10 protein-coding genes are annotated in these 12,914 nt (G+C 41.4%); 4 read left to right on the forward strand and 6 right to left on the reverse strand.

The window, feature by feature from the left end:
* Window positions 1-1,248 (forward strand): 8-amino-7-oxononanoate synthase, encoded by a 1,248-nt coding sequence (locus H2245_RS02680; protein ID WP_182405720.1) that lies wholly within the window; start codon window positions 1-3, stop codon window positions 1,246-1,248.
* Entirely contained in the window at window positions 1,245-2,051 is an 807-nt protein-coding gene (locus H2245_RS02685; RefSeq protein WP_182405721.1) for a methyltransferase domain-containing protein, read from the forward strand. Before H2245_RS02680 ends, H2245_RS02685 begins: the two co-directional genes overlap by 4 nt.
* A 165-nt stretch (window positions 2,052-2,216) precedes the next feature.
* Here H2245_RS02685 and dnaK read toward each other — a convergent pair whose 3' ends face one another.
* Together dnaK and grpE are read right to left on the reverse strand one after the other, a co-directional pair.
* On the reverse strand, window positions 2,217-4,163 hold the full coding sequence (dnaK, locus tag H2245_RS02690; protein ID WP_182405722.1) for a molecular chaperone DnaK: 1,947 nt from the start codon (window positions 4,161-4,163) through the stop codon (window positions 2,217-2,219).
* Between the two features lie 246 nt (window positions 4,164-4,409).
* On the reverse strand, window positions 4,410-5,015 hold the full coding sequence (grpE, locus tag H2245_RS02695; RefSeq protein ID WP_182405723.1) for a nucleotide exchange factor GrpE: 606 nt from the start codon (window positions 5,013-5,015) through the stop codon (window positions 4,410-4,412).
* A 407-nt stretch (window positions 5,016-5,422) separates the two neighbouring features.
* Between grpE and H2245_RS02700 the strand changes: the two genes are divergently transcribed.
* Entirely contained in the window at window positions 5,423-6,880 is a 1,458-nt protein-coding gene (locus H2245_RS02700) for an alpha/beta hydrolase (protein WP_182405724.1), read from the forward strand.
* A gap of 183 nt (window positions 6,881-7,063) precedes the next feature.
* Complete coding sequence (locus H2245_RS02705; protein WP_182405725.1) at window positions 7,064-8,452, forward strand: alpha/beta hydrolase; 1,389 nt, start codon at window positions 7,064-7,066, stop codon at window positions 8,450-8,452.
* 95 nt (window positions 8,453-8,547) lie between these two features.
* Here the strand turns inward: H2245_RS02705 and H2245_RS02710 are convergent, their stop codons facing one another.
* The 4 genes from H2245_RS02710 to H2245_RS02725 form a co-directional block, all read right to left on the reverse strand.
* The gene (locus tag H2245_RS02710) at window positions 8,548-9,687 is read right to left on the reverse strand and encodes a metallophosphoesterase (RefSeq protein WP_182405726.1); all 1,140 of its coding nucleotides are present in this window, start codon (window positions 9,685-9,687) and stop codon (window positions 8,548-8,550) included.
* 116 nt (window positions 9,688-9,803) lie between these two features.
* Window positions 9,804-10,877, reverse strand: a complete 1,074-nt coding sequence (locus H2245_RS02715) for a metallophosphoesterase (protein WP_259365056.1) — start codon at window positions 10,875-10,877, stop codon at window positions 9,804-9,806.
* Between the two features lie 246 nt (window positions 10,878-11,123).
* The gene (locus tag H2245_RS02720) at window positions 11,124-12,056 is read right to left on the reverse strand and encodes a TIGR01777 family oxidoreductase (RefSeq protein WP_182405727.1); all 933 of its coding nucleotides are present in this window, start codon (window positions 12,054-12,056) and stop codon (window positions 11,124-11,126) included.
* A gap of 146 nt (window positions 12,057-12,202) precedes the next feature.
* Window positions 12,203-12,865 (reverse strand): Sua5/YciO/YrdC/YwlC family protein, encoded by a 663-nt coding sequence (locus H2245_RS02725; protein WP_182405728.1) that lies wholly within the window; start codon window positions 12,863-12,865, stop codon window positions 12,203-12,205.
* Window positions 12,866-12,914: the final 49 nt, after the last annotated feature.

Raw genomic sequence — 12,914 nt, forward strand, 5'->3', positions numbered from 1 at the left:
ATGGCAAACTCCATCACTGAGCGTCTAGAGAGGTCTTTGCAATCACTTAAAGAGCGACAACAATATCGTGATTTGCCAACCCTCACTCACCAAGAGCGTCATGTTCTTTATCAAGGCAACACCTTACTTAATATTGCCAGTAACGACTACCTAGGTTTGGGTTGCGACAACGAGCTACAAGCTAAGTTCTTAGAGCAATTACAACAATTACCGATTACACAACTTCCCAAAATGAGCGCTACTTCTTCACGCTTATTAACCGGTAATGATGAGCATCTGCAAGCTCTAGAAAATGAGTTGCAAGATTGGTATCAATCCGCCGCTGCAACAGTGACATGTGACAATGCACTAAAGTCTGCTTTGGTAATGAATAGTGGTTATCATGCCAATATTGGTATATTACCTGCGCTAACCGCATTGCCTGTCAAAACCCTTATTCTTGCGGATAAGCTGGTTCATGCCAGTATCATCGATGGTATACGGCTGAGCCAAACGAAGCTATGTACCTATCGCCGCTATCGACACAATGATTATCAGCAGTTAGCCCAAATGATTGAGCAAGCGTCAGCAGAAACAGAGCGTATTATTATCGTCACCGAAAGTATTTTTAGTATGGATGGCGACCGCGCTGATTTATTGCAATTGGTGCAACTTAAAGCTCAGGACAGTCGCATTGAGCTATATGTCGATGAAGCGCACGCAGTGGGTATTCTTGGCAACCAAGGCTTGGGATTGGCGGAAGAGACACAAACGTTAGTAGATATTGATTATCTGGTTGGTACATTTGGCAAGGCATTTGCTTCGGTCGGGGCTTATATTCTCTGTGATGAATCGGTTAGGCAATGGCTGATTAATCAGATGCGCCCACTTATTTTTAGTACCGCATTACCGCCGATGAATCATGCATGGACACGCTTTGTTTTAGCAAAAATGCCGTATCTTAATGATAAACGCCAACATTTAGCAACGTTATCCCTGCAGCTTAATAAATTTGTCAGCAAAACACTTCAGCCACCACATAGCCCCTCAGAGAATATCCAGCCTGAGCACTATCAATCCCCGATTATCCCATACATTTTAGGGGATAATCGGCTCGCGGTTGCCAAAGCCTTGCAGCTACAAGAGGCTGGATTTTACGCGCTACCCATTAGACCGCCTACCGTACCTGTTAATACAGCGCGTATCCGATTGGTCATGAATGCCGCGCTAACATATGACGATTGCCAACGATTAATGACCCATTTATGAAAAACATGGAATATCCTTCTGATTTAAGTAGTAGAAAGCAACGTATTGCCCAACACTTTGCACAAGCAACCCGATATGACCACCATGCCAATATCCAACAGCTAGTCTGTAATTTGTTACTGGCAAAAATTGCGTATTCTCATCATGACAGTGTGTTAGAAATTGGTGCGGGAACGGGTCAGATGACACGGTTATTAGCCGAAAATATTGACAGCCAGCAGTGGATTATTAATGAATTAGCAGGCAAGCAGTTGCCAATTTTGCAGTCAATATCACCGTCCGCTAAAATAGTGATTGGCGATGCGGAAACAATAAATTTAGGTAATAATTATAGCTTGGTTATTAGTGCCAATGCGGTGCAATGGTTTGATAATCCATTACGGTTTATCGACCAATCCTATCAGCGTTTAAAGTCTAATGGACAGCTATTATTTAACACTTTTACGCCAAATAATTTCTCGCAAATTAAATCATTAACCGGACAAGGCTTACATTATCCAACTTTAGAGGATTGGCGACTAGCGTTGACCACATCAGGATTTGAACAGATTGGGCTTTCAACCCATCGTTTCGATTTAACGTTTTCTAATCCTCATGATGTCCTTAAACATATGAAGTTAACCGGTGTCTCAACCAATCAAACTGCAACGTTATTAAATGACAGCCCGTTCATGTGGACAAAAAGTCGTTTGCAACAATTTGGGACTGACTATTGGCAGCAGTTTTCAGCGCGAGATGACAATGGTAATCTCTGTGTTAATTTGACCTACGAAGTGCTGATGATCAATGCTTTTAAGCCATAAACCTGTGATTCATAGTTATTAGTACTCATAGGTACTAGCGCACATAAATACTATTTCTCATAATCAAAGACATAAAAAAACGCACCTCGAAAGGTGCGTTTTTTATTTTAAGCTAGCTTTTTTAAAAAATATTAGCGTTTAAGACTAACTGCTTTTAAATAAATACTATTTCTTGTCTTCATCAACTTCAGTAAACTCAGCATCAACCACGTCATCATCAGCGGCATTGCTCTGATTTGCACCTGCAGCATTTGCCGCGTCTTGGAACTGGCTTGGATCCATGCTATCTGGACCAGGACCATCAGCGTAGATTTTTTGGCTAACTGGCAAGAAGGCATTGTCTAACGCTTCAAGCTTGGCTTTAATTTCATCATGATCGTCTTCTTTAGCAGCGGCTTCAAGCTCAGAGATAGCAGTTTCTACTGATGATTTCTCATCGTCAGATACTTTATCAGCTGCATCTTTTAACGCTTTTTGTACTGCATGGATACGACCATCTGCTTCGTTACGCACTTGCGCTAGATTAGCGAATTTCTCGTCTTCAGCAGCATTAGCTTCAGCATCACGAATCATTTGTTCAACTTCTTCGTCCGACAAGCCAGAATCCGCTTTAATTTGGATACTTTGCGCTTTACCAGTACCTTTATCAGTCGCTGAGATATTCATGATGCCGTCAGCGTTGATATCGAAGCTCACTTCGATTTGTGGTAGACCACGTGGTGCTGGTGGAATGTCCGTTAAGTCAAAACGACCAAGCTGTTTGTTTTGGTTCGCAATTTTACGCTCGCCTTGATACACCTGAATACTAACGGCTGGCTGGTTGTCTTCAGCTGTTGAAAATACCTGTGATTTCTTAGTTGGAATCATGGTATTTTTTTCAATGATTGGCGTCAAGATGCCGCCCATGGTTTCGATACCAAGCGTCAATGGTGTCACGTCAAGTAGCAACACGTCAGTTTTCTCACCAGACAATACCGCACCTTGAATCGCTGCACCCGCTGCGACTGCTTCGTCAGGGTTCACGTCTTTACGTGGCTCTTGACCGAAAAATTCTTGTACTTTTTGCTGTACTAGTGGCATACGTGTCTGACCACCAACCAAGATAACATCATTGATGTCACTTGCTTTTAGACCAGCATCTTCAAGGGCAATCTTACAAGGGCCCATAGTGCGTTGAACCAACTCTTCAGTGAGGCTCTCTAGTTTTGAGCGACTGATGGTAACGACTAAATGCTTAGGACCACTGCTATCAGCAGTAATGTATGGCAAGTTCACTTCTGTGCTTTGGGCACTTGATAACTCAATTTTCGCTTTTTCTGCCGCTTCTTTTAGACGCTGCATTGCTAGAGAGTCACCTTTAAGGTTAACGTCTTGGTCTTTTTTGAATTCAGTCACCAAGAAGTCAATCAATGCTGAGTCAAAGTCTTCGCCGCCAAGGAATGTATCACCGTTGGTCGCCAACACTTCAAACTGTTGCTCGCCATCAACGTCAGCAATCTCAATGATTGATACGTCAAATGTACCACCGCCCAAGTCATAAACCGCAACAACGCTATCGCCTTGCTTTTTGTCCATGCCGTAAGCAAGTGCCGCTGCAGTAGGTTCGTTGATGATACGCTTTACATCTAGACCAGCAATTTTACCCGCATCTTTAGTGGCTTGACGCTGTGAGTCGTTGAAGTAAGCAGGTACAGTAACTACCGCTTCAGTAACCGCTTCACCAAGATAATCTTCAGCCGTTTTTTTCATTTTCTTCAAGATTTCAGCAGAAACCTGTGGTGGCGCTAATTTTTTACCGTTGATTTCTACCCATGCATCGCCATTGTCAGCTTTAGCGATTTTGTACGGCACCATACCAATATCTTTTTGCACGACTTTGTCATCAAAACGACGACCGATAAGACGCTTGATAGCAAATAAGGTGTTGTTTGGGTTGGTGACCGCTTGGCGTTTGGCAGATTGACCTACCAATACTTCATCATCTTTATATGCAACAATCGATGGCGTGGTACGCGTACCTTCAGCATTTTCAATAATTTTAACTTTGTCGCCTTCCATTACTGCGACACATGAGTTGGTTGTACCTAAATCGATACCAATGACTTTACCCATAATTTATTCTCCAAATTTATTTTAAGTGGTTTATATTGCCTAAGTTCAGATTCGTTAAATTATTTCATTCTACAAAACTACTCAAGCTTGGAATAGCAGACCATTGCTGGTCAGTTGTAGCTTTATATCGGACTACATCACAATTTTTTCAAGTCAGACTTAAGGTAAATATTTCGTTTTGTGTGACTTTTTGTGAATATCCCTATTTAATATAAGGATTAATGACCAGTAATTACTGAACAACAATTACTGGCCAACTCGCACCATAGCCGGGCGCAATAAACGACCGTTTAAGCTATAGCCTTTTTGCAGTACCGTTCCCACGGTATTGGCGTCAGCTTCTGGGTCAATACCAACCGCTTCATGGAAGTCGGCATCAAACACTTCGCCTTCTGGGTCAACCACTTGTACGCCATTTTTATTCAAGGCTGCAAGCAGTGCTTTATGGGTCAATTGCACGCCTTCAGCAACGGGGTCATTGACATCAGCATTTTCAATCGCACGCTCTAAATTATCGACGACTTCTAACAGCTCTTTGGCGAATTTCTGCAAGGCGAATTTTTTGCTTTTATCCGCTTCATGTTCGATACGTTTTTGTGCATTATAGGTTTCAGCATTGGCGCGCGCGGTATGTTCTTTTGCCTGCTTTACTTCGCTTTCTAATTCAGCGATGCGAGTTTCAAAGGCGCGAATATCGATTTCGCTATCGATGGTTTCCTCATTACCTGAATTAACTTCTGGATTAAATTCATCCAGCGTTTCTGCTAATACGCTGCTGTCACGGTCGATATTGCTTTGTGTCGCTTTCGGATCTTGGGTGTCAAACTCGTGATTTGGGGCTTGTTCGCTCATAATAACTCCTTTTGATTTTCTAATAATGGAACTTACATTTATAATAAAATCGGCAGTTGCCGAGAGACTGCTGTGTTTTAGTCATCTAAATAAGTGTCTTGCCGTTTACTCGCTTGAATGGTTTTTTAAGCTTGCTTACTTAAAATTGGGTTCTTACGTATCGATTTTTAAACCCCATTTTTATAGTATGTCTTGTTATTGATAAATCATAGTCAATAGTTGCTTGATAAAGGTAATGAGGCTAAATTTCAAGCCTATGTGCTGCCTTTTTTATATTTATTACTTTAAAGGACCACAAACCTTTTTAGAAACTGAATAAATACTCTGTGTTATTACTACCGACTATTATCTGTACTATTTAAAATTTTTCTGAAAATTAATATTAGTTTGAATGAGTAAGGACCTGCATGCCTATTTTACCCACACCAGCGCTACGCACTTTTTTAAATAGAATGCTAAGGCGTATTAGCCCCTCCGCTTTTGGTCAGCCAATTAATCAGCAAGCTTATCTGCCTAAACCTTATGTGCAAGCACCAAATATAGGATTTTTTAAGTCCAAGAATATATCACGTTGTCAGCACGTGGCGGCTTACCAGCAACATAAGCTACATTATGCGTTAAAAACTTTGGGTTACTTACCTGACTCGCTTCTAGAGTATCTAGTCGATTATTTAGACGGGCCAACAACCAAACAATATGAACATGCAAATGCTCATTTACGCTTAATTATCGCTGTAAATAGTAAGTTAAAACGCCCATTGCAGCTTGAGATGTTAGTCAAATTGCGACAACGTTTTGCTGTTGATGCGGTCGCCATGCAATCACCAAAAGTATGGCAACAAGCCATTCTTAATGAGTCCAGTATTCATAAACTTCCGCCTAATCTAAGTTCTAAAGTAGACATTGAGATAGTTAATAAAATAGTGGCAAAAATAAACCTAAGGAATGACACGCCGACGGTTTGCTGGGACGATAAAATCATAGGCAATGCTGATGGCGGTGCTATGAGAATTCGGTGTTATCAAGCCACAACAGACCATCAGAACCATCAACAAAACCCGGATAAAACCGTCATGTTATTTTTTCATGGCGGCGGGTTTTGTATTGGCGATGTCAATACGCATCATGAGTTTTGTCATGCAGTCTGCGCCCAAACTGGCTGGGCGTTAGTCAGTGTAGACTATCGTTTAGCACCTGAACATCCTGCACCCATAGCACTGCGAGATTGTATTGCAGCCTATGCTTGGTTAGCTAAGCATTGTCATACACTTGGAGCAGACCCCATGCGTATTGTCTTAGCCGGTGATAGTGCCGGTGGTTGTCTGGCAACACTGGTGGCTCAACAGGTAGCGACACCTACAAAAACGTCGTGGTTAGATATTGGTATAGAGGGACAAGAAACCTTTGACCAGCTACAGAACCTACCACGCCCGCTGGCACAAATGCCATTATATCCCGTGACTGATATCGAAATTGAATACGCCAGCTGGACGCTTTACGGTAAAGGCTTGCTATTAGATCATGATGATATTGTAGTGTTTGATGCAGCTTACGTTCAGCATAGCAGACTGTCACGGCAGCATGTACTCATCTCACCAATGCTTGGTGACAATAGTGAGGTATGCCCCACCTATATCGTTGCTGCCGAATTGGATATATTACGTGATGAATCATTTGCTTATGCTGAGCAATTACAGCGCTACGGTATCGATGTTTCTACTCATTTGGTACTGGGAGCTCCGCACGGATTTATTCATTTTATGAGCGTTCATCAGGGACTGGAACAAGAAACGCATTATATTATCAGGAGTTTTGCTCAGTTTGTCAGTGAGGTGCTTAACATAGAGTCAAAATTAGCGGCTTAAAAGCGATAAATTTGTTACCAAGACACGCTTAAGTTCTTATAGCGCTAGCCGTACTATAGTCAATAGAAGCTGGAATTATAAATAAGGTAAAGTGGTCTATAAAATACGTTATCTGCAGTAGCTTTTATATAGTGATACTGAAGAATACCAACCGATGCTCATTTTGATTATATGAGGGAGTTTATGCAAATTTTGCCGATATCATCGCTAAATCCAATGTTCACAAAAGTAATAAAAGCAATAGAAACTACTGCGGTAGAACGTAGCAATCAGCGTCATGTATTGCATTATGTTTTAAAGGGGTTAGGTGATCTACCCACGTCAGTTCTTGAGCAACTTAATCAATATTTAAAGGCGCCTACGGCTGAGCAGTATCCTCACGCTGATGCGCATATGAGACTGATTATTGGATTAAACGATAAGCTCAAGCCCCCCATACAAATCACCCAGTTGATACAGTTACGGCAAAAATTTGCAACCGAGATGGTCGCGCTTCAATCTCCAAGTGTATGGCAACAAACAAATACTGAAGATACTCTTAATAGAAAAAATTGTAAAAATAAAATTAGCAAAAATGAAAACATTAATGATATTAACCATAAAGAAAACGGTAATACAGTGCTATGGCAAGATAAGATTATCGCTAATGCTGACGGCGGTGATATGACCATTCGCTGTTATCAATCAGAAAATAGTTATGAACATAGTGGTGATAAGCCGAGTCGTGATACGCAGAACGCTGATAGTGTGGTGATGTTATTTTTTCATGGGGGCGGATTCTGTTTTGGTGATGTCAATACAGATCATGAATTTTGTCACGCCGTTTGTGCGCAAACTGGTTGGGCGGTTGTCAGTGTTGACTACCGTCTAGCACCAGAACACCCTGCTCCTACTGCTATTAGAGATTGTCTTGAGGCTTATACTTGGTTGGTTAAACATGCCCATACTCTTGATGCATCATCATCGCGTATCGTTTTAACAGGCGATAGCTCGGGCGGTTGCCTTGCGGCATTGGTAGCACAACAGGTGAGCAACGCCACTGTTAATCAGTCCTCTGATAAACAGGAGTATATTGATACGCTTGATGACTTTACAGTTGATATTTTCCAAAATCTGCAAAATTTACCGCATCCGCTGGCACAACTATTATTATATCCGATCACCGATATCGGAACGGACTATCCAAGCTGGAAGTTATATGGTCAAGGCTTAATACTAAATTATAACGATATTGAAGTGTTTCATGCCGCTTATCTACAGCATTGCTCTTTAACACAACCGCACGCGCTTATCTCACCCATGTGTGGTGATAATACACATATGTGTCCAAGCTATATCGTCGCTGCTGAATTGGACATCTTACGTGATGAAGCGCTGGTTTATGCCAAGCAGCTACAAGGTTATGGTATCAACGTGCAGACGCATACCGTCCTTGGCGCACCACATGGTTTTACTCATTTGATGAGCGTGCATCAAGGTCTTGGGCGCGAGATGGATGATATTATTGATAGGTTTGCTATTTTTACACGGCAGATAATTGGCACAGAGATGAATACAATGACGTTTAAATAAAAATTCAAAGGAAGTATTGAAGAAATGATTGAAAAGATTTAGGTGACGTTTTTGTTTTACTTTACTCGCTCGGGATAACGTAGCCGAGTTACCTTTCAAGGTGACTTACCCGTTAAGGTAATAAGCCAAATCTCAGAGCGTGACCCCAAGCGAAACGGTATACCCCAAAAGCCGTAACCAGACGATACCACAAAATGTCCCATCCCGATGGCTTCATAACCATAGCCCAAACGGTTGATAACCTTAACAATGAAATTAGCGGGAAATATCTGTCCGTTATGGGTATGACCTGAGACTTGTAAATCGATGGGCAGTTGACTATGGTTAACAATATCACTAGGTCGATGATCTAATAATACAACTGGCTCATCCGTATTCACTTGCGCTAGTAATTCGGTCGTCGCGACGCGCTGGGGTTTATGATTATCAAAGCGTCCTACCAACCATATTGGTTGACCGTTATGTTCTAAACGAAATACCTCATCGTTTAATAACCGCACGCCAGCGCTACGTAAAGCGTTACTAATCGATTTTTCATGCCCATATAAATCGTGATTACCTAGCGTGGCATAGACCCCATAAGGCAAGCTACAGCATAGTTCAGTTAAATTTTTTCTCATATTATAAGTGGTAAATGCTTTGGTATTGTCATCCATAATGTCACCAGGCATTAACAATATGTCCGCTTGGGCTTGAACCACTAGACGACATAGCCTATCTATAGCACCGCTACCAAATAACCGTCCGAAATGCATATCACTCGCTAACGCGATACGTAGCTGTCCTTGCATAGGCTTATCAATATTAATAGCCAGCTTTCGCACTACGGGTATATAAGCGCTATATAAGGCGCAAATAAACATTGCTATAAAGATGAATAAAGCAATCGCTCGTAATCCCAGCACATTCATTTCAACGTTATTTATATTGATATCAAGAAATATACTGATAAATAAATAACCACCGTACAATACACTGGTTAGCAAGCCGGTGAGCATAATGAAATGCATGACCAGCATCCAGCCACTTACCCAGCGATAGCCATTAGCAAATACCTTGCTCACACTGAGTACTAATAAGCCATTACTAATGATAAATATTATGCCAAATATCACTATTTTGAGCATCGGTGTTGAAGCCATCAAGGGCTGTAGCCACCATTGCAAGCTCAATACTGCGCCTAAACTAAACAGCTCTAGCAACACAATAATGATGAGAAAAAACGCATAGCGCATACTTTATCCTAAGGTTACGTTATAGACCCCAATGCAAGTTAAAGCTTTAGAAATAACATAGCTTTAAAAGTGACCTAGTCGTTAACGTAATTCGATATTATCAACCTAGTAAATTATCAATCTGCTGATTTTTTTGTGGATTCTAGTGTGATAACCCAAATTTCAGAGCGCGTTCCGAGTCTAAACGGTACAGCACCGAAACCATAACCTGATGTCACCAAAAATTGTGTATCCTTTATTTTTTTAGCGCCATATAATAAGGGTCGTGAATACTTCATCAACATGGTTAATGGAAATATCTGACCACCATGCGTATGTCCGGTCAAATGTAAATCTACGGGTAGATGACTGATGAGCCTAATTTCTGAAGGACTGTGCTCTAACATTACCACTGGCTTATTAGTATCAATAGGTGGCAATAGCTCTTCTGCCAACGGGCGACCATAATCCGTCTCATCTGAACGCCCAACCAACCAAACAGCGTCATTTAAATAAACACTCTTGTTATCAATCACCTGTATTCCCGCATTGCTAACGGCTTCAGCAATAGCGACCTGATTACCAGAATAATCATGGTTGCCTAGCACTGCGTATACGCCAAGTGGCGCGGTAAGCTTTGATAGCTGTTTATGCATATTCGTCTTATCATAGTAATAAGTACTGTCATTCATAATGTCGCCTGCCAACAGTACCGTATCAACATGCTGCGCATCAATAAGGCTCACTAGCTCTTTTAGCTGTCGATTGCCAAACCAGCGATCCAAATGCGTATCGGATACCAGCGCCATTTTCAGCGGTTTGTCTAAGGGTTTGTCTGTTTGTACAGTTAAATGATGCACAACGGGCGAATACGCATTGAATACTGCTAAACCCACAATACCCAAATATAGCCCAACAGCCAGCGCACGCAGCAATTTCGGTCGGCTTTGTTGCTTAAAAATATAAGAATAAACGCCAGCGATAAGGGCAGTTATGAAAGCAGCATAAAGCATAAAGCCTTGTAAAATACTGATTACTAAATACACGTGAAAGCGCGCTCGCCAAAACTCACTCAGACCGTAAAGGAGTATTATATTATTAATAGTAAATACTGCCCCTGCCAATAGCAGTTTATTCTGGCGACGTTTTATGCGGATTAACCAGCACAGTAGAATACTGGTTGTTACAGAAAGACCTTGGGTTATAAACAAAAATAACAGCATCATCATTTAAATAATATTCAAAATTTAGCGTTATTTTATGACACAAGCTCATAGTTAGCCATAAATATTAGTAACCAATACCAGTTTATGTTGCTACTATAATACAATTTTTTTAGTCTCATTATTATCGCAAAACTTTTATAAATATTTTGCCAATCAACAATTCGCAGTATTTTAAAATAAAAAACAATGTAAATTATCGATTGTTTCACGTGAAACTTTATTATCTATTGCTCATAAAGACTGTTGCGTTAAGGCTTGTTTTAAAGTTGGGTATTTAAATTTATAACCGGCATTTAATAATGCTTGTGGCACAACCTTTTGTCCATCAATAAGCAAAGTCGACATCTCACCAAACATTAATTTTAATACAGCGCTGGGTAACGTCAGAAAAGTTGGGCGATGAAGCCAAGCGCCAAGCTCTTTGGTAAAGGTATGATTAGTGACGGGATTAGGCGCAGTGAGATTGTATATTGAGTGCATACTTTGCTGCGTTTTAACTGCTCCAGACAGATGCTGTTCAATAATAGAAATGACTGCCCCGACCCAATCGTCACGGCTAATCCAGCTCATGATTTGTTGACCATCACCCAGTTGACCACCAGCACCCATTTTAAAGGGCGTTAAGAGCTTAGCTAGCATACCGCCATCCGGATGAATGACCACGCCCGTACGTACAATCGCAACCGGTACACCAGATTCAGTCGCTTGTAACGCCAGTTGCTCCCACGTCTCACATAAGTGATGAGCAAAGTCGTCCTCAGCATGACTTGTTTCCGTCAACGGTGTATTCCCTTGTGCGCCATACCAACCAATCGCTGAACCGCTCACCAGCAACTTAGGCTTAACTGAACTGCGAGCAATGAAGTCGAGTAATGACTCTGTGGGCTTAATACGACTGGCAAGCAATGCCTCTTTTCGCGCATCGCTCCAACGTTCATCGGCAATACCAGCGCCCGCTAAATTTAAAATCACATCAAAGCTTTTATCCGTTTTTGCTAACTCATCATAAGTCAGCATAGAGATGGCATCAGGATGCGTTTGGCTACTATCACGCGTCAGCCACGTGATATGCAACGGTTTATTTTGTTCCTGATAACGTTTTATCAGCGTCTCACTAAATGCACTTCCCAAAAACCCTGAACCACCACTGATTAAAATATCCATCACTTATTATCCTTATGTTTTTTATAGTGTTATTTATACCTTAGGTTTACAGTGTGGCAAAATAGACACTAAAAATACAAGAGGACAATTGTAGATAAGCGTTGGTTATAAAAGGAAGGAATCAAAAGCTGGCATGAGTAGCAATTTTAGCGGATTAATTGTCCTGTTAAGGCATCATGAATTTGACTTGGCAGCTGATAACCTAATGTGTGACCAGATAAATAAGTAACCCGCTCAGCGTCAGTCCCTGTTGCAAAATAAGTTTGAGCTTGGACTAAAGACAGCGCAGGCGTCTGCCCAGATGGATTACAACTGGTTGAGACAAGCAAGCCATAAGGATTATGAGCAGAAACTAAGTGGGCGCACAGCTGTTGAATAAGAGGATGAGCAATCACGCGTACCGCCACGCTAGTATGCGCACCGGCAATCCAAGTAGGTATGATGAGTTTGTTAGATGGCTTGGATAATGACGACGGTAATGGTAATAGCCAAGTATGGGCTTGTTGATTCGTAGTATGAAGTGAACTATCCCAACTGTTCAGGATAGCTTGGCGTTGATTATCGTTTAGCGTTTCAAGCAGAGGCTTGATACGCTCAGCGCTATCTGTTACTACAATCATACCTTTATCTATAGAGCGCTGTTTGATAGCCAATAATTGCCGCACTGCTACCTCATTAAAAGGGTCACAGCCGATACCCCAAACGCTTTCAGTAGGATACGCAAGTAGCCGTCCTGACTGTACCCATGTCGCAGCTTGACTAATAGAATCAGTGGTTACAGACGAGATTTGAGAAGTTGGTAAATTCATAAAGTAACGGTTTCATTGTCAATAAAGACCCAATAATACAGTATAAGAC

Origin of the sequence: Psychrobacter sp. GP33 (genome assembly GCF_014119005.1) — a bacterium.
In the GTDB taxonomy this organism is placed as follows: domain Bacteria; phylum Pseudomonadota; class Gammaproteobacteria; order Pseudomonadales; family Moraxellaceae; genus Psychrobacter.